Annotated in this window: 18 protein-coding genes and 1 pseudogene; 9 read left to right on the forward strand and 10 right to left on the reverse strand. The window is 60.9% G+C overall.

Features of this window, described 5'->3' with window-relative positions; translation table 11 throughout:
- The 4 genes and pseudogenes from OUZ52_RS18715 to OUZ52_RS23055 form a co-directional block, all read left to right on the forward strand.
- Positions 1-447: glutamate--tRNA ligase family protein (locus OUZ52_RS18715; RefSeq protein WP_266160051.1), on the forward strand; the 447-nt coding region annotated here is incomplete at its 5' end.
- A gap of 144 nt (positions 448-591) precedes the next feature.
- The gene (gene phbB / locus OUZ52_RS18720; RefSeq protein ID WP_266160052.1) at positions 592-1,332 is read left to right on the forward strand and encodes an acetoacetyl-CoA reductase; all 741 of its coding nucleotides are present in this window, start codon (positions 592-594) and stop codon (positions 1,330-1,332) included.
- 128 nt (positions 1,333-1,460) lie between these two features.
- A pseudogene (locus OUZ52_RS23050) lies at positions 1,461-2,126 on the forward strand (MFS transporter); the annotation flags it as partial.
- 76 nt (positions 2,127-2,202) lie between these two features.
- On the forward strand, positions 2,203-2,709 hold the full coding sequence (locus OUZ52_RS23055) for an MFS transporter (RefSeq protein WP_425493882.1): 507 nt from the start codon (positions 2,203-2,205) through the stop codon (positions 2,707-2,709).
- Here the strand turns inward: OUZ52_RS23055 and OUZ52_RS18730 are convergent.
- Complete coding sequence (locus OUZ52_RS18730) at positions 2,706-3,518, reverse strand: tRNA threonylcarbamoyladenosine dehydratase (protein WP_266160053.1); 813 nt, start codon at positions 3,516-3,518, stop codon at positions 2,706-2,708. The genes OUZ52_RS23055 and OUZ52_RS18730 overlap by 4 nt on opposite strands.
- A gap of 206 nt (positions 3,519-3,724) precedes the next feature.
- On the opposite strand from OUZ52_RS18730, the gene OUZ52_RS18735 reads away from it, so the two are divergent.
- Positions 3,725-4,000 (forward strand): cytochrome c, encoded by a 276-nt coding sequence (locus OUZ52_RS18735; protein WP_266160054.1) that lies wholly within the window; start codon positions 3,725-3,727, stop codon positions 3,998-4,000.
- Between the two features lie 59 nt (positions 4,001-4,059).
- Here OUZ52_RS18735 and OUZ52_RS18740 read toward each other — a convergent pair whose 3' ends face one another.
- The 7 genes from OUZ52_RS18740 to OUZ52_RS18770 all read right to left on the reverse strand — a co-directional run bounded on the left by OUZ52_RS18740 (position 4,060) and on the right by OUZ52_RS18770 (position 9,691).
- Positions 4,060-4,362, reverse strand: a complete 303-nt coding sequence (locus tag OUZ52_RS18740; RefSeq protein ID WP_266160055.1) for an Mpo1-like protein — start codon at positions 4,360-4,362, stop codon at positions 4,060-4,062.
- 23 nt (positions 4,363-4,385) lie between these two features.
- A complete protein-coding gene (locus OUZ52_RS18745; protein ID WP_266160056.1) occupies positions 4,386-5,261 on the reverse strand; it encodes a pirin family protein in 876 nt (291 codons plus the stop codon).
- A gap of 5 nt (positions 5,262-5,266) precedes the next feature.
- Positions 5,267-6,325: an NADH:flavin oxidoreductase/NADH oxidase gene (locus OUZ52_RS18750; protein WP_266160057.1), complete on the reverse strand. Its 1,059-nt coding sequence runs from the start codon at positions 6,323-6,325 to the stop codon at positions 5,267-5,269.
- A gap of 86 nt (positions 6,326-6,411) precedes the next feature.
- Positions 6,412-7,317 (reverse strand): alpha/beta hydrolase family protein, encoded by a 906-nt coding sequence (locus tag OUZ52_RS18755; protein WP_266160067.1) that lies wholly within the window; start codon positions 7,315-7,317, stop codon positions 6,412-6,414.
- Positions 7,318-7,448: 131 nt separating this feature from the next.
- Positions 7,449-7,664, reverse strand: coding sequence for a cold-shock protein (locus OUZ52_RS18760; protein ID WP_266160058.1), 216 nt, complete (start codon positions 7,662-7,664; stop codon positions 7,449-7,451).
- A gap of 279 nt (positions 7,665-7,943) precedes the next feature.
- Positions 7,944-8,153 carry a cold-shock protein gene (locus OUZ52_RS18765; protein WP_266160059.1) on the reverse strand — a complete coding sequence of 70 codons (210 nt, stop codon included), beginning with the start codon at positions 8,151-8,153 and terminating at the stop codon, positions 7,944-7,946.
- A gap of 302 nt (positions 8,154-8,455) precedes the next feature.
- Complete coding sequence (locus OUZ52_RS18770) at positions 8,456-9,691, reverse strand: winged helix-turn-helix domain-containing protein (protein WP_266160060.1); 1,236 nt, start codon at positions 9,689-9,691, stop codon at positions 8,456-8,458.
- A 262-nt stretch (positions 9,692-9,953) separates the two neighbouring features.
- On the opposite strand from OUZ52_RS18770, the gene OUZ52_RS18775 reads away from it, so the two are divergent.
- A complete protein-coding gene (locus OUZ52_RS18775) occupies positions 9,954-10,319 on the forward strand; it encodes a hypothetical protein (RefSeq protein ID WP_266160061.1) in 366 nt (121 codons plus the stop codon).
- A gap of 232 nt (positions 10,320-10,551) precedes the next feature.
- Positions 10,552-11,613, forward strand: coding sequence for a phospholipase A (locus tag OUZ52_RS18780; protein WP_425493883.1), 1,062 nt, complete (start codon positions 10,552-10,554; stop codon positions 11,611-11,613).
- 71 nt (positions 11,614-11,684) lie between these two features.
- Here OUZ52_RS18780 and OUZ52_RS18785 read toward each other — a convergent pair whose 3' ends face one another.
- Both OUZ52_RS18785 and OUZ52_RS18790 read right to left on the reverse strand, forming a co-directional pair.
- Complete coding sequence (locus tag OUZ52_RS18785) at positions 11,685-12,869, reverse strand: FAD-dependent oxidoreductase (protein ID WP_266160063.1); 1,185 nt, start codon at positions 12,867-12,869, stop codon at positions 11,685-11,687.
- A 188-nt stretch (positions 12,870-13,057) separates the two neighbouring features.
- The gene (locus tag OUZ52_RS18790; RefSeq protein ID WP_266160064.1) at positions 13,058-13,540 is read right to left on the reverse strand and encodes an FKBP-type peptidyl-prolyl cis-trans isomerase; all 483 of its coding nucleotides are present in this window, start codon (positions 13,538-13,540) and stop codon (positions 13,058-13,060) included.
- A 135-nt stretch (positions 13,541-13,675) separates the two neighbouring features.
- Here OUZ52_RS18790 and OUZ52_RS18795 point away from each other — a divergent pair, with 135 nt between their 5' ends.
- On the forward strand, positions 13,676-15,013 hold the full coding sequence (locus OUZ52_RS18795) for an MATE family efflux transporter (RefSeq protein ID WP_266160065.1): 1,338 nt from the start codon (positions 13,676-13,678) through the stop codon (positions 15,011-15,013).
- Positions 15,001-16,605, forward strand: a complete 1,605-nt coding sequence (dacB, locus tag OUZ52_RS18800; protein WP_266160066.1) for a D-alanyl-D-alanine carboxypeptidase/D-alanyl-D-alanine endopeptidase — start codon at positions 15,001-15,003, stop codon at positions 16,603-16,605. The genes OUZ52_RS18795 and dacB overlap by 13 nt, the downstream gene beginning before the upstream one ends.
- Positions 16,606-16,814 lie beyond the last annotated feature (209 nt).

Here is a 16,814-nt window from a genome sequence, read left to right on the forward strand (position 1 = left end):
CGAGACAGCCCATGCGTGGCGGCGCCCACCCCCGACCGCCCGCCGGCCTGGCGAATGCGCGTGGCGGATATCGAACTCGCCTTCGACGATGCGCTGCAAGGCCCGCAACGACAACGCTTGCGCGAGGGCGCCGGGGATTTCGTCATCAAACGCGTCGAGGGGTTTTACTCCTATCAACTGGCCTGTGTGGTCGATGATGCCTGGCAAGGCATTAGCCAAGTAGTCCGCGGCTGCGACCTGCTCGGCTCCACCCCAAAACAGATCTGGCTGCAGCGTCACCTGGGTCTGCCGACACCGACGTATCTGCACCTGCCGCTGGTACTCGACGCCGATGGCAACAAGTTGTCCAAGTCCGAGCAGGCCCACCCGGTCGACCCCACCGACCCGTTGCCCGCATTGCGCCGCGCATTGCAGCGGTCGCTTGACCGCATAACCGGCTATAACTAAGACAGCTAGTTCCGCCCTGCTTGCGAACTGCAACGAAGGTTCATACGGCGATGAAATGCTGTCATGGGCGGACGCTAACGTGGCACGGCTTGGCCGTGCCAGTCAGGACGACGGACAAGCTCAGTAATCTCAAGGAGAAAATGCATGACTCAACGTACGGCATTGGTCACTGGCGGTACTGGCGGCATCGGCAGCGCGATCATTCGTTATTTGGCCAAGCAAGGCCACCGGGTTGCCACCAACTATCGCGACCAAGCCAAAGCAGATGCATGGCATGCAAGCATGGCCCGTGAAGGCATCGACGTATTGATGGTTCCTGGTGACGTTTCCGAGCATGCCGCTTGCGAAGCCATGATCGAAACCATTCAAAGCAAGCTTGGCCATGTCGAAATTCTGGTCAACAACGCCGGCATTACCCGCGATACCACCTTCCACAAGATGAGCTACCAGCAGTGGACTGACGTGGTAAACACCAACCTCAACGCCTGCTTCAACGTCACCCGCCCGGTGATCGACGGTATGCGTGGGAAGAAGTGGGGCCGCATCGTGCAGATCAGCTCGATCAATGGCCAGAAGGGTCAATACGGCCAGGCCAACTACGCTGCAGCCAAGGCCGGCATGCACGGCTTCACCATTTCGCTGGCACAGGAAAACGCCAAGTTCGGCATCACCGTCAATACCGTCTCGCCGGGCTATGTCGGCACCGACATGGTGATGGCGGTACCGGAGGAAGTACGCGAGAAAATCGTCGCGCAAATCCCCATCGGGCGTCTTGGCAAACCCGAAGAAATCGCCCATGCGGTCGCTTTCTTCACCGGCGAGGAAACCAGTTGGATCACCGGCACCAATTTGTCCATCAACGGTGGGCATTACATGGGTTGGTGATCGCGCAGGCGTCGCGGCTCGCCGCGACGCCGATCGCGCCTAGGCCGCTCAGCGGGCGGCCGCACGCCCTTCGGCCAGCTCCATATCGAAGCACCGGGTGCCCCCCCCGTACAGCAGAGCCGTATCGAATGAATCAGTCAGAAAGCGCTACGGTGCAAATCGGCAACCCGGTACGACGGGTGCTTTTGGCCAGTCTGATCGGCACGACCATCGAGTTCTTCGATTTCTACATTTATGCGACCGCCGCGGTGCTGGTGTTTCCCAAGCTGTTCTTTCCAGCCAGCGACCCCACCTCGGCCACCTTGCAATCCTTGGCGACCTTCGCCCTGGCGTTCTTCGCACGACCAGTCGGCTCGGCTGTATTTGGCCACTTCGGCGACCGCGTCGGCCGCAAGGCCACCCTGGTGGCAGCGTTGCTGACCATGGGCCTGTCCACGGTGATCATCGGCCTGCTGCCGGTCTACGCAACGATCGGCGTCGCGGCACCGCTGCTGCTGGCGCTGTGCCGCTTCGGCCAGGGCTTTGGCCTCGGCGGCGAATGGGGCGGTGCCATCTTGTTGGCCACCGAAAACGCACCGCCGGGCAAGTACGCCTGGTACGGCATGTTTCCGCAGCTGGGCGCACCGCTGGGTTTTATCCTGTCCAGCGGCGGCTTTCTATTGTTGAGCGAGCTGATGACCGATGCGCAGTTCTTCGCCTTCGGTTGGCGTATCCCCTTTCTGGCCAGCGCCTTGCTGGTCGTGCTGGGCCTGTATATGCGCCTGCGCATGACCGAGACCCATGCCCATGCTCAGCGTGGTGCGCGAGCATCCGCTCGCCCTGCTGCTGGGCACGTTCGCCGCGATGGCGACCTTTGTGCTGTTCTATTTGATGACGGTGTTCTCGTTGAACTGGGGCACCACGGCATTGCACTACCCGCGCCAACAGTTTCTGTTACTACAAATGGTCGGCGTGCTGTTTTTCGCCCTCACCATCCCGCTCTCGGCGGCATGGGCGGACCGCATCGGCCCACGCCGCGTGCTGATCTGGGCCAGCGCGGCGATTGCCTTGTCGGGGCCCGTGCTGGCGCAGATGTTCGGCTCCGGCACGCTGTTCGGCGTACTCTCGTTTCTGTCCCTGGGGCTAGCCTTGATGGGCGTGACCTATGGGCCGCTCGGCACCATGTTGGCGCAGATGTTTCCTACCCCGGTGCGCTATACCGGGGCCTCGCTGAGCTTCAACCTGGCCGGCATTCTCGGCGCGTCGCTGGCGCCTTACATCGCGATGTGGCTGGCGCACACTTATGGGCTGGCGTATGTCGGCTACTACCTGAGCGGCGCGGCCATCATCACCCTGCTGGCCTTGCTCGCCAGCCGACGCATTCCGGGGATGATCTAAGCGGCATCCCCGGCCTGCTTCGGCGCACTTTCCAGCAGCTTCTCCAGCACCTTGCCGACCGCGGCGAAAGCAAACGCACCGGTGACATGCGTGGCCGCGCCAAGGCCACCGCCACAAGCGAGGTTCAAGGCATCGCCACCGGGTGGGCGATTACCACAGACGCTGCCGTCGGGTTGCGGGTATTGCACATTCTGCAAGGAGTACACCGCCGACACGCCGAAATACCGCTCCGGGTTACGCGGGAAACCGAAATCCTGGCGAAGTTTTTTGCGGATCAGGCTGAACATCGCGTCATGCTCAGTACGCGAAAGATCGCGCACGCGGATCTGCGTGGAGTCAGTACGCCCACCTGCCGAGCCTACCGTCACCATCGGCAACTTGCGTCGACGGCACCAGGCAATCGCCTCCAGCTTGACCCGAAAGGCATCGCAGGCATCGAGCACCACGTCATAGCCACGGTCTAGCAGCTCATCCAGCGTGGAGGGGGTAAGAAAGCGCTCGATCGTGTCGACCTGGATTGCCGGGTTGATCGCCTGCGCGCGCGCGGCAATCACCGCGACCTTGGGCTTACCGAACTCCCCATCCAGCGCATGCAATTGGCGATTGGTATTGGAGACACAGATGTCGTCTGCATCGATCAAGGTCAGGCGACCCACGCCGCTGCGCGCCAGGGCCTCGGCAGCCCATGAGCCAACGCCGCCAATGCCAATCACCGCGACATGTCGCTCGGCCAGTCTGTTGATGCTGCCCACACCGTAAAGCCGCTCGACGCCCTGGAAACGTTCCGCAGGAAAGTTCGCTGCGCTCATGCTGCTGCGCACCGTTCAAATAGACCGCCATGCGCCGCGAGGGCAGCAGCTCGGCCGAGGTTTTTCCTGCAGGTCACTAAGGCATTCCAGTGGGTTGAAGACGTAGCATTTTATCCGCGAAACGAGCCGCTTAGGCGGTATTGCCCGTGATACGCTCGCGGCCCCTACGAATCAGGCCTGGACAAAACCATGCGGTGATGACGGTCATGGCCCATCATCTTGGCGAACTGCGCACCGCGGTCAAGGCACAGCGTTGCGATGCCACGCAAAGCCGCCAGAACCTGGGCACCTTGCTGGCGGTCAGTACCGATGTAGGGCCGGCTTTCCCCGGCGTCGAACAGCCGTTTCTCGATGCCGCAGAGCACTTGCACACCCAAGTGCAGAACGCGCTGCAAGCCGCGCCCGCCGATTGTGCCGCCCTCGCCACGGCGATTAAGCCAGTCAGCGATTCCTGCCACTCTTGCCATGAGAAATACCGCTGAGCCCATTTTTGAACGGTGTGGGCTGAACGGTATGGGGCTATGGACTCAACGGCATCGGCTCAAAACCGTACCTTGCCGCGCAGCATCTGCCAGTACATGACCCAATCGCCGATCAGGCTGTAAAGCGGCTGTTTGAAGGTGGCCGGACGGTTTTTCTCAAAGGCAAAATGGCCGACCCAGGCGAAACCGTAACCGGCGACCGGGGCCAGCCATAGCCAACGCAGGTCGCCGCTCAGCACGGCGCTCACCAGCACCAGCAATACCAGCGAGCTGCCAATGAAATGCAGACGCCGACACATGCGGTTGCTGTGCTCACTCAGGTAGTAAGGATAGAACTCGCGAAAATCAGCGTAACGGGACATATCGGCGCCCTCCAAAGCAGCCATCAACGCGGCGGTAGTGGAATATATTCCCCCTCATCACCCGACACACGACCGAAACGCTGCGCCGACCAGTCTTCTTTGGCCTGCTCGATGCGCTCACGCGTGCTGGCGACAAAATTCCACCAGAGATGCCGTTCGCCATCCAGCGGCGCACCACCGAACAACATCAGGCGACTGGCTTTGTTCGCGCGCAGCGGGGCCGCTGCTGCTCCGCTTTGCACTGCCATTTGCAGCGCCGATACGGTCAGCCCATCCCAACTTACCTCGCCTTCGATGACGTGCACGCCACGCTCGACATGTTCTATCGGCAGATGCAACTCCGCGCCGGCATCCAGCTGCGCTTCGATGAAAAACATCGGTGCGAACACTTTCACCGGCGAACGCTGACCGTAGCCGCTGCCGGCAATCAACACGAGCTCGACACCCGGCTGGCGGATCCGCGGCAATTCCGCTGCGTCGTGATGATGAAACTCGGGCGCGACTTCTTCATCGGCCTGCGGCAACGCTACCCAGACCTGGATGCCATGCAACTGCTGACCGTCACGACGCTCTTCGGGCGGCGTGCGCTCCGACTGCGCGATGCCGCGGCCGGCCGTCATCCAATTCACTTCGCCTGGCCGGATATCCGCCAGGCTGCCGATACTGTCGCGGTGGCGAATCGCCCCATCGAACAACCAGGTCACCGTCGCCAGACCGATATGCGGATGCGGCCGCACATCCATGCCTTTACCTGGAGCAAACACGACCGGGCCCATATGGTCATAAAACACGAACGGACCGACATGACGCGCCTGCAACACCGGCAGCAGACGGCGCACATTGAAACCGTCGCCCAGATCATGCAGGCGGCCGTCAATCAACAAAGGATGCTGTTCCATCGTACTCACCAAGCCCTTAAATATTGCGTCGGCGCCGTGACCTGCGCACCCAGAATTTTGGCTGCCCGCCGGGGGAAATACGGATCGCGCAGACTTTCGCGAGCGATCAACACCACATCGGCGACACCCTCGGCAATAATCGCCTCGGCTTGCTCCGGCTCGGTGATCAAGCCGACGGCTCCGGTGGCGATATCAGCATCACGGCGAATACTCGCAGCAAAAGGCGCTTGATAACCAGGGGCCAAGGGACTCTTCACATGCGGCACCAGGCCGCCGCTGGACACGTCGATCAGATCGACGCCCAAAGGCTTTACCCATTGCGCCAACTGCACACTTTGTTCGATATCCCAGCCGGCATCGGCCCAGTCGGTGGCCGAAATGCGCAGCCACAACGGCAACGATTCGGGCCACACCTCGCGTATCGCGGTGATCACCTCGCGCAGCAAGCGCGCGCGGTTCTCCAGACTGCCACCGTATTCATCAGTGCGTCGATTGCTTAACGGCGACAAGAATTGATGCAGCAGATAACCATGCGCGGCATGGATCTCGATGAGCTGAAACCCGGCGGCCAAAGCCCGCTCGGCGGCGGCGCGGAAATCGGCGACGACTTGCCGGATACCGGCGAGATCGAGCGCCTGCGGCACCTGCCCGTCGTGATCGAAAGGAATCGCCGAAGGCGCCAGCGTCGGCCATGCGCCCTGTTCGTCGCTCAACGAACCACCACCATCCCATGGACGCCGCGAACTGGCCTTGCGCCCCGCATGCGCCAGCTGCACGCCGGCAATCGCACCTTGCGCCGCGATGAAACGGGTGATCGGAGCCCAGGCATCGCCTTGGGCCTGATTCCACAAGCCGACATCCCCGGGCGAAATACGCCCCGCGGCAGAGATCGCAGTAGCCTCGGCAATCACCACCGCCGCACCGCCCACCGCGCGACTGCCCAGGTGCACCAGGTGCCAGTCGTCAGGCAAGCCATCGACCGCCGAGTACTGGCACATAGGCGCGATCACCAGGCGATTGCGTAGATTCAGGCTGCGCTGCGGCAACGGGGTAAACAGCTTCATCGGTTACGCCAAGTCAGAGAATCGCTACTAGGTTGCGTCAGATATCGGTACTTCAAGCGCTTCGCCGCTATCGATGAGACCACTGCTCAATGCTCGTGCGCTTCGCGCCAGCCAGATTCGGCGTAGAGCCGCATCCACTGCGCAATGCGTTCCGCCACGGTATCGGGCACTTTCATCCAACTGAAATGGTCCGCCGCAATACCTTGCAAATCGTGTGGCTCGATAACCTCATGCTCATGGGGCGCCTTGGGCATTTTGCCGAGCAGACTATTCATCGAAGCGGCCGGGTTAAACCAATCGTCGCGCATGCGTAAGCCCAACACGGGCTGCTCCAGCGCCAGTAGCTGCTGCTCGAAATTCTTCGCCATGCCGGCGGCGGCATAACGACCGCTGCGACCGCTACGCGCCCAATCAGCGATGACGTGGCGGGCTTCGTTGCCGGCGAAACCGATCTGGCGACCGGGGAATCGGCCCCATAGCCTTGCCAGCCACGGTGCCACGACATAGCCCAATCCAATCAGCCAGCCATGTTTGAAACGCCGCCAATAAGGCGAGCCGCTGGCCACCAGCACGATACCCGCCACCTCGGCCGGATGCAGGCTGGCATACAAGGAAGCGAGCTGGCCGCCCAGGCTATGCCCCCCGATCAGGCAGCCGGTGGACGACGGCAACTGTGCCCGCGCTAACGCAAGCCCCGCTGGGATGTCTTGTGTCAGCAACTCACGATAAGCCCAATCGCAGCGCCGGCCCGCGCGCTGATTGCTGGAGCCGATCCCTCGCCACTCGTGCAAAGCGACCGCAATGCCACGCGCAGCCAAGGCTTGCGCCAACGGTAGATAATGCTTGGCTGCCACACCCATTGCCGGCAACCAGTACAGCAGTTGGCGAATCTCACCGGCTGGGCACACCCATAACAATTCGGCGCTGGCACCATCGCTGGTGATCACCGGCAAGGTGCCAATAGCCGTAGCCGTCGTACGGCCATCTTGCATCGTTTGCGACACGAGAACACCTGATCAATTCCGCAGCCGCGAGACTAATGAAACGATGCCGAAATCACAAAGCGCGCGCATAAAAAAGGCCGGCGAATGCGCCGGCCTTTTCTCGATCCAAGCACCAAGGCTCACACTGGAGAGACCTCGTCGGCCTGCAAACCTTTTTGCCCCGGCACGACTTTGAAAGACACGGACTGCCCTTCTTTCAAACTCTTGAAGCCGTTGCCCGTGATCGCGCGGAAATGCACGAAGACATCGGCCCCACTCTCCCTACTGATAAAGCCAAACCCCTTGGCGTCGTTGAACCATTTGACGGTACCAACTTCTTTATCACCATCCGACATGACTCACCCCGAATACACTCGACACTGAGACAAATCGGCCTCCCCTTACCGGCCGACGACGTACTGAATCCACCAAGTGAAAGTAATGTGAAAATCGATACTCTCGAATCGCTTATCAGGCATTACCTAACCAAGCCGTATTCAGTGGGCGGAGCATAACGGATTTTTCGTGTGCCAGAAGTACTGTTTCAAGCATTAATCCATTCGATTAATCAGTGTGAAAAGCGCATAAAAAAGCCAGGCTTGCAGCTGGCTTCCGGCTCACGCCGGCAAAGACGATCAGGCCGCCTGAACTTCCTCTGCCTGCATGCCCTTCTGGCCCTGCACAATCTTGAAGGTAACTTGCTGACCCTCTTGCAAGCTCTTGAAGCCGTTGCCCTGGATCGCACGGAAATGGACAAAAACATCGGGGCCGTTACCGCGGCTGATAAAGCCGAAACCCTTGGCATCGTTGAACCATTTCACCGTACCGAGCTGACGTTCTGACATGTAACACTCCACTGAACACTTAAGGTTTTTTTGTAAAAAGACTTCAGCCCACGCCGCAGGCATGAACCGACTTAACTGGTATGCAAGCAAACCCTAAGGGTGAGGCGATGATGCAGATCGCAGATCAGCGGCATCGGGTCACAAAAAGCTGGCGACCCCGGCAAACACAGCGTGCCGATGTTACTGCAGAATGCCTGCTTCGCCATGGGCAAATGGCACAGCACTGAAGGCATAGGCCTCTCACATAAACATCACACGATCCGTTGATCTTTGCGAGACAGCTTTATCTGACTGGTGGGCCTTCAGGCCCGCCATAACTTGCGTAAAGCTGCCGCCATCTTTGCGGGGCGGCAATGCTCCAGGCGTATCTGTGGCGTGCCGTGCCATTGCGCCGTATGCGCCACCGCATCAGCCAGGGCTTCCAGCAACGACGGGGTCGGCTCTACGCCAGGCTCCAGATACAAGGCCTTGATCTTGAAGATGCCATCGGCGCGATGCGCTTTCGCATCCAGACGTCCAATCAACTGACCGCGATGCAATATAGGTAATACGTAGTAGCCGTAACGCCGTTTCGGTGCCGGGGTATAACACTCGATGGTGTATTCGAAACCGAACATGGCCAGCACGCGGGCCCGATCCCAGACCATTGGATCGAACGGCGACAGCAAAGCCGTATGGGTAGCGCGTAGCCGTCCGAGCACGGCCTGCGCCAGTAGATCCGCATGCTCGCGATGCACATAGCCGGGTACATCCCAGCCCTCTACCGCGACCTCAATCAGCTCACCCGCGGCCAGCAGCGGTGCTAACTCGTTGGCGGTGACTACGGGCTTCAACCGATAGTAGTCAGCAATCCAGCGTGCCTGGGTTACGCCCAATGCCCGCACGCTGTCCAGAATAAAACGTCGACGCAGTTCAATATGACTTAGTGCCGCCACACTCGTTTCGAGGGGCGGGTCGAGTCGCGCCAACACATTCGCACTCAAGTCATAGACCCGTTGAAAACGCTCGCGCCGGGTCACCATTAATTCGCCCAGCGCGAAACACGCTTCGAGCCAGCGCTTCTCGGGCTTCCACGCCCACCAGCCGCTGCTACCGCGCGCTTGCTCGTCGCGAACAAAGTCGGCAGCGCGCACCGGTCCCGTCTCGCGGATACGCGCAAGCAAGCTATCCATGCCTTGCCGTTGATCCTGATGCATGCGCATAGCGTGACGATGCGCCCAATGCGTGCCTCGCTGCTCACGCCAGGCTTGGTGCAACGCGTAATCGGCGGCAGGCACAAAGCAAGCTTCATGGGCCCAGCACTCAGCCAACCGGCCTTGCTCCAGGGCTTCATCCAACCAGCCCGGATCATAAGCACCTAGCCGCGAGTGCAGCACCAGATAGGGACTACGTGCCACCACATGAATGCTATCGATCTGCAGTAAACGCATGCGCTCGACGGCGGCAACCACATCGGCACGACGAGCCCGACGGCGCAATGGCTGTAGTAATCCTTGCGCGGCGAGTTGCAGGCGCTGCGCCTGAATCAAGCGCAACACGGGCTTAATCACAGCGGGCTGAGCATCTAAATGGGGCTGTAACGATAACGAAGACTTCACTCGACTCCGCCGCATGCGCGGTATTTTTCATGGTGGATGAATTATCGCCACACAATGGATCGCGAGTACACCGTGATGTCATCGCCGCAACATCAAGCGGACGAGCTAGACAAGGAGATCAAGTGCTGTTGGCCATGCACTCGATAAGCTCACTGACGACGTCGGACGATATCTCATCCGCAAACGACACGGAGTATCGATCATGAAATCCAACCATCTGCTATTCCCTGTACTGATCACCACGACACTCTGCTTCAGCGGCTCGCTGCTTGCGCAAAACCAGTCGATGCCCGAGCAAATGCCACCCGGGCAGCAGACCGCAAGCACATCTGGCAGCACGCAGTTCACCAGCCCGCGAGGCGAGCATGTAACCGTCGAATCAAGCATGCCAGCGGTGCCATCAGGCCCGGCGCCCAGCTTCGAGCAACTTTCCGGCGGTGCGAAATTCATCACCGAGAGTCAAGCTGCAGCGTATCCACCGCTAGCCAATGACTTTCTCTACGCCAATAGAAACCACAACGGCCGCCTCAACAAAGGTGAATACGAGCTCTGGCTGAAGCAAAGGTAGTACTCCTGCAATCTATCGTCGTCCCCGTGCGAAAACACTACGAATCGGCTGATCCCAGTAGGTGTTTTTTGCATGGGGACGCTCTCGCCACCTTCGTCGGTGCGCTTTTAAAAGTTAAGACGCCTGGCCTGCCGCCACGCATCGGTTAGACTGCCTGCGTCGCGCCTTACCATGGCGTCTGCAGGGAGCAACACCGATGAAGCGATGGGCCGCCCCATTAGCGATGACTGTTATGACAGGCATGCTGGCCCTGTCAGCCACTGTCCACGCGCAACATATGGAGCCGGCAGATATCCGCGCATGCACCGCGATCGAAAGCGATTCGCAGCGGCTTATCTGCTACGACCGCGCCACCGGCCGCGTAAATCTTCCCGCTGCGCAGAAAAAAATCGAAACACCTGTAGCAGCTACCGGCTTGTTGGATAAAGACCGCAGTTCAGGGCAAGCCTCCACGCCGAGCAGCGACGGCGTTGCGCCACCGCTGTCGCTACTCGATTCACGCTGGGAACTATCCCCGGACAGCAAGCTGGGCACTGGCAACATCCGTGGCTACAAGCCGATTTACGTGATGCCGGTATTCGCCACCAGTCATCAAAACACCCGGCCCAGCAGCCCTAACCCTGACAACACCGTCAGTCAGGCCCAGCAGCTGCAGAATGTCGAAATGAAGTTTCAGCTGAGCCTGAAAACCAAAGTCTGGCAAGGGGTTTTCGGTGACGTCGGCGATCTATGGATTGGCTATACGCAGTCATCGCGCTGGCAGGTCTACAACAAAGCGGTATCGCGACCGTTCCGTGAAACCAATTACGAGCCCGAGGCACTGCTGGTGTTCCATACCGACTACCAACTGCTGGGCTGGAATGGTCGCATGCTTGGCGTTGGTATCGACCATCAGTCCAATGGTCAATCCAATCCGCTTTCGCGCAGTTGGAACCGGGTGATGCTACCGATCGGTTTCGATCGCGATGGCTGGAGCGTGATGGTGCGGCCGTGGTGGCGTATTCCAGAAGACCGCAAGACCGACGACAACCCGAATATCAGCGACTACATCGGCCGCGGCGATATACAAATCGTACGCGAATGGAACGGCCAGGAGTTCGGCCTGATGGTTCGCCACTCGCTGCGTGGCGGCAGCCGCAGTCACGGCGCCGGGCAATTCACCTGGAGCTTCCCTGTGGTCGGCAATCTGCGCGGCTACGTGGAACTGTTCAAGGGCTATGGCGAAAGTATGATCGACTACAACCATAACGCGACCTATCTGGGCATCGGTGTGTCATTGCTCGATTGGTATTGAGGCGCCACAGCCACGCCATAGACGGTAAGAGCCTCCCGTGCGGCTCCTGCCGCCGAGGGCCGCCTCATCGATTAGCGCCACCAGGCTTTTTTCGTGCCGGTAAGTATTTTCAGCATTTGCCCGCGAGCCAACGGCAGCCGAGCGAGCGGGCCAAAACCAAGGTCGCGCAGACCGGCCAGGCCGTCGTGTTGAGATTGGAATAGTGGCGTCAACCAACGGCTCATACCTTGATAGACGCCCAAATGATGCCGCCGCTGACGGTGGTAATCGTGCAAGGCCTCGTCGACACCCCGATGCAGGGACAAGGCATAAGCCAGGGCCTCGGCATCCAGCAACGCCATGTTCACGCCCTGCCCCAGCTGCGGGCTCATCGCATGCGCCGCATCGCCGACGAACACCACCCGCCCCTGCGTGGGCGTGCGTAGCACGACATCGCGATAACGCGCTCGATGCAGTTGCTGCGGCGATTGAATATCGGCCAGCAAAGGGAGCGCTTCCGGCCACAACGTCGCCACACGTTCGCGCATGCGTTGCAGTGCCGGATGGTCAAACGTATCGACCTGATCGCCTGGCAGACTGAAGAAAAACGTCAGCCATTGGCCGTCCCGATCGGCACGTCGCCCCACTGGCAGCAAACCGATCATCTCGCGGGTGCCAGCGTAGCGTTGACGCAACTCGGTGACGTGTGGCCATGTGTCGGCGGGAAGCAAACACCATACGGCGCCCCATGGGTACATCGACTGTCGTTTTACGACGTCAGGCGTACTCTGCCGCAGGCGTGAATGCGCACCGTCGGCGGCAATGATCAGATCGAAGGGCCCATGCAGAAGACCTGCGCTGTCCCGTAACCGATCGCCGCTTTCAGCGACCGCCTCGATACAAACCCCGGCATGAATCCGCGATGCATAGGCGTAGGCATCACGCAAGACTGTAAACAGACTTCCACGGGTCAATCCTAGGCCAAAACAATCAGGTGCGTGCTCGGCATAACGCATATCCATTACGTCTCGGCCACGCCCGTTGCAGCCGTGCAGCCGCTCAATACGCTGGCCGCGAGCCAGCACCTGCTCCGCCAAACCCAGCGAGGCCAGTACGCGCAAACCAGTGGGTTGCAACAGAAAGCCCGCCCCGGCAGGTCCGGGCGCAGCCGCCTGCTCGAATACACTGAGCTGGTGACCCTGGGCGGATAACAATAAGGCAGCGGCCTGACCGGCGACGCCATAGCCGACGATGGCGATGCGCAAGCTTCCTTGCATAGGCTGGCCTCGAGTCGAGTTTCAATGACGGCAGCGGCAGCCGTTCTTTCTGTAGGCAGCGGCTGCAACCGAAGCTGCAGCCGCTATGAAGCATGACGCTATAAAACTTGATGCTGCACAGCGTGCAGACCCTGGCTTGCCTCGATCGTCTGCGCCATCAAGAGCGGCGGATCGAGGCAGCTTGCCGCTTAGTGGTGGTGACCACCCTCGCCGTGCACGTGACCATGGGCCAGTTCTTCTTCGCTGGCCGCGCGCACGCTGACGACTTCGATTGCAAAATGCAGCGTCTGGCCGGCCAACGGATGATTGCCGTCGATGTGCACCTTGCCGTCTTCGACCTTGGTCACGGTGACGTTGATCACGCCCTGCGGACCACGACCCTGGAACTGCATGCCCGGCTGGATATCTTCCACCCCCTGGAATGCCTCCATCGGCACTTCTTGGATCAGCTCGGCATGATGCTCGCCATAACCTTCGGCGGCAGCCACGTCGACCTTGAACTGATCGCCGGCCTGACGGCCTTCCATCGCGCTCTCCAGGCCCGGCACGATCTGCCCGCTGCCGTGCATATAGGTCAACGGCTCACGGCCGTCGGAGCTATCGATAACCTGACCTTGATCGTCGGTCAGCGTGTAATTGAAAGAGGCGACGGTGTTTTGGGCAATCTGCATAACGTGCTCACGGCGAGATAAAGGGGCCGGCGTCGACCGGCATGAGCGTCGTAGTCTAACATTCATGCCAGCCAGAGGCCGAATCACACGGCCTTGGGGCATGCAAGAATGCGCCTCCACCGCTTGTAGAAAGCCATGTCCTCGCTACTCGATTCCTGGCAGCACCGCCCTACCCATCAACGGGTCTGGGCCATGGCCGTACCGATGATCCTGTCCAATCTGACCGTGCCGCTGGTGGCGCTGGTCGACAGCGCGGTAGCCGGTCACCTGCCGCAAACCCAGGATCTGGGTGCGGTGGCGATAGGCAGTGCCGTCTATGCCTTGCCGGTATGGAGCCTGGGCTTTTTGCGCATGGGCACCACCGGTTTTGCCGCGCAGGCCGCGGGTGCCGGCGATGGCTCGGCACTGCGCACGGTGCAGGCGCAGGCCTTGCTGCTGGCGGCCATGCTGGGAGTCGCCGCCAGCCTGCTGATGCTGCCGTTGCTGCCCTCGCTGCTGGGGCTGATGCATTCAAGCCCGGCGCTGGAAATCCGTGGCCTGGATTATCTGCACCTGCGCCTGCTCGGTTTGCCCGCGGCCTTGCTCAACTACGCGCTGGCCGGCTGGTTTATCGGCGCGCAAAACACACGCACGACCCTGGCCCTGTTATTGGTCACCAATCTAGTCAACATCGGCCTGAACCTGCTGTTCGTGCTGGGCTTCCACTGGGGGGTGCAAGGTATTGCGCTGGCCTCGGCCGGCGGCGAATGGTGCGGCACGATTTATGGTTTGTGGCGCGCCCGCCACGCCGTGCGAAAGCTCAGCGGGCAGATCGACTGGACCGCCATGCGCAGCCTGGCGCATTGGCGTCCGCTGCTGATGGTCAACCGCGATATTTTCTTGCGCACGCTGATTCTCGAGGGGGTATTTTTCAGCATCTCGGTGATGGGCGCCCGGCTCGGCGACACCACCGTCGCCGCCAATGCGCTGCTATTGAATGGCTTGATGCTGGCCGCGTTTGGCCTGGATGGGTTGGCCAATGCGGTCGAGGCGCTGTGCGGACATGCCATTGGCGCCCGCGACCCGCTGGCGATGCATCGGGCCCTGGTGGTTGCCAGTGGCTGGTCATTCTTAGGCAGCCTGGGTTTTGTCTTGTTGTTCGCCCTGGGCGGCAGGCTGTTTGTCGACGTCCAAACCAATCTGCCTGACGTCCGTGCGGCGGCATATCACTATCTGCCTTGGCTAGCTGCCCTGCCCTTGGTGGCCGTGTGGAGTTATCTGCTGGATGGCTTGTTCATCGGCGCCACCCGGGCACGTGAAATGCGTGACTGCATGCTGGTCTCGGTCTTGTTGTTTCTGCTGCTTGCGTGGCTGAGTCGCGGCTGGGGCAATCATGGCCTGTGGCTGGCCTTTCTCACCTTTATGGCCATGCGCGGCCTGAGCCTGGGCCTGGTCGGTTGGCGTCTGCAGCAACGCCGGGCATGGATGGCCTGACCGGCATCGGCAATACTTGCCGCATGAAAAGCCTCTCCCTGAACCGGCTTCGCTCTATCGCCTACACCTGCGTGATGCTTACCGCCGTGCTGGCGTTGCCTATCGACAGTGCCGCGCGCAGCGCCGCGAAGGCGCCCGCAAACAAGATCAATGCCAGCCTGCCGCTGGCGGCGCAAATCGACGAGCAAATCAACCAACCCCGCTTTGCCACCGCCAGCTGGGGCATCGCGGTGGTTTCGCTGGATACCGGCCGTACGCTTTATACCCATCAAGCCGATCAGCTGTTTCAGCTGGCCTCTACCGCCAAACTGTTCACTGCCGCACTGACCTTGAGCGAGCTCAGTGCGGACAGCCGCGTTAGCACCCGCCTGCTGGCAGGCGATGGCCTACACAACGGTCAACTGCAAGGCCCTTTGATTTTGTATGGCATGGGCGACCCGACCCTGGGCGCCGATACTGCCACCTTGAACTGGGCCGATCAGCTGGCCACGCAACTGGCCGAGCGTGGCGTACGCCTGGTCCACGGTGACTTGATCGCCGACGACACTTTTTTTGCCAGCCCGCCGATGGGCTCCGGCTGGGAGGCGATCGACTTACAAAGCTGGTTCGCCGTACCGACTTCCGCGCTAAGCGTGCAAGACAACCAGGTCGACGTCACGGTCAGCCCCGGCCGCGCCGAAGGCGAATCGGCCGTGCTGGCATTCGATCCACCGGACGCGCTACCCACGGTGATCAATCAACTGACCACCAGCGCACCGCACAGCCGCAATGACATCAACCTGTACCGCGCGCCGGGCGCCGATACCTTGAATGCTTTTGGCAACATCGCCGTGCGGACTCCAGCGCAAGGCTTCAAGCTCGCGGTGCCCGACCCGGCCTTGCTCGCCGGCATGCAATTGCTGCAGGCACTGGCTCGCCACGGCATTCACGTGGATGGCAAGGTGCAAACACGGCATTGGCCGCAAAGCAGCGCAAGTTTGCGTGAGGGGACAAGCACGGTCGCCGAGGTGCAATCCCCAACCGTCGGGCAGATTCTCCAGCTCGGCCTGAAGCACTCGCAAAACCTTTATATGCAGAACCTGTTGCTGCTTGCCGGCACCAAGGCACAAGCCGATGCCATGCAGGACCCAGCGCCGCCGACCGGCTTCGTTACCACCGAAGCCTGGGGTATCCGGGCGCTGCGGCAATTGCTCGACCGCATCGGCATTCCAGCCTCGGCAAGCATGATCGAAGAAGGCACCGGCCTGTCGCGGCGCAACCTGGCGACGCCCAATGCCATGACCCGCCTGCTGGGCTTTCTCGCCAGCCAACCTTATGCGGCCACGCTGCACGATATGCTGCCGATTGCCGGTATAGACGGCACCCTGCAGTGGCGCCTGCGCAATACCCCGGCAAGCAACAACGTGCACGCCAAAACCGGCAGCATGAGCCAGGTGCACGCCCTGGCCGGCTACGTCACCAGCGCCGCCGGCGAACACCTTGCGTTCGCCATCATGCTCAACAACTACGAGCCGCCGGCTGGCGCCCCCAGTGCCAGCCGCGACCTGGATGTGATCGCGGTGCTGCTGGCGAACCTGCGGACGCATAACTGAGCCGACGCCGCACCGCGCATCCCGCCTCGTGGGGACGATCGATCGCTCATCGGCGATCCTGTTTGCAATGCGTCATGCGGCAAGCCTGCGCTTGGGATAGTGTTTCGCCACCGGCGACGGCCACCACCATCATCCCCCATGTCCACACGCTGCTTCTGCATGGCCTTGCTGCTCAGCCTCGCGCCAGTTTTCGCGCATGCGGCTGATGA

Origin of the sequence: Dyella silvatica, assembly GCF_026283955.1 — a bacterium.
GTDB lineage: Bacteria > Pseudomonadota > Gammaproteobacteria > Xanthomonadales > Rhodanobacteraceae > Dyella_C > Dyella_C silvatica.

Bases quoted from the DNA above. Each gene is read 5' to 3' on its own strand.
- phbB (WP_266160052.1), top strand. From the start codon at position 592: ATGACTCAACGTACGGCATTGGTCACTGGCGGTACTGGCGGCATCGGC.
- OUZ52_RS23055 (WP_425493882.1), top strand. From the start codon at position 2,203: ATGACGGTGTTCTCGTTGAACTGGGGCACCACGGCATTGCACTACCCG.
- OUZ52_RS18730 (WP_266160053.1), bottom strand. From the start codon at position 3,518: ATGAGCGCAGCGAACTTTCCTGCGGAACGTTTCCAGGGCGTCGAGCGG.
- OUZ52_RS18735 (WP_266160054.1), top strand. From the start codon at position 3,725: ATGGCCCATCATCTTGGCGAACTGCGCACCGCGGTCAAGGCACAGCGT.
- OUZ52_RS18740 (WP_266160055.1), bottom strand. From the start codon at position 4,362: ATGTCCCGTTACGCTGATTTTCGCGAGTTCTATCCTTACTACCTGAGT.
- OUZ52_RS18745 (WP_266160056.1), bottom strand. From the start codon at position 5,261: ATGGAACAGCATCCTTTGTTGATTGACGGCCGCCTGCATGATCTGGGC.
- OUZ52_RS18750 (WP_266160057.1), bottom strand. From the start codon at position 6,325: ATGAAGCTGTTTACCCCGTTGCCGCAGCGCAGCCTGAATCTACGCAAT.
- OUZ52_RS18755 (WP_266160067.1), bottom strand. From the start codon at position 7,317: ATGCAAGATGGCCGTACGACGGCTACGGCTATTGGCACCTTGCCGGTG.
- OUZ52_RS18760 (WP_266160058.1), bottom strand. From the start codon at position 7,664: ATGTCGGATGGTGATAAAGAAGTTGGTACCGTCAAATGGTTCAACGAC.
- OUZ52_RS18765 (WP_266160059.1), bottom strand. From the start codon at position 8,153: ATGTCAGAACGTCAGCTCGGTACGGTGAAATGGTTCAACGATGCCAAG.
- OUZ52_RS18775 (WP_266160061.1), top strand. From the start codon at position 9,954: ATGAAATCCAACCATCTGCTATTCCCTGTACTGATCACCACGACACTC.
- OUZ52_RS18780 (WP_425493883.1), top strand. From the start codon at position 10,552: ATGACAGGCATGCTGGCCCTGTCAGCCACTGTCCACGCGCAACATATG.
- OUZ52_RS18785 (WP_266160063.1), bottom strand. From the start codon at position 12,869: ATGCAAGGAAGCTTGCGCATCGCCATCGTCGGCTATGGCGTCGCCGGT.
- OUZ52_RS18790 (WP_266160064.1), bottom strand. From the start codon at position 13,540: ATGCAGATTGCCCAAAACACCGTCGCCTCTTTCAATTACACGCTGACC.
- OUZ52_RS18795 (WP_266160065.1), top strand. From the start codon at position 13,676: ATGTCCTCGCTACTCGATTCCTGGCAGCACCGCCCTACCCATCAACGG.
- dacB (WP_266160066.1), top strand. From the start codon at position 15,001: ATGGATGGCCTGACCGGCATCGGCAATACTTGCCGCATGAAAAGCCTC.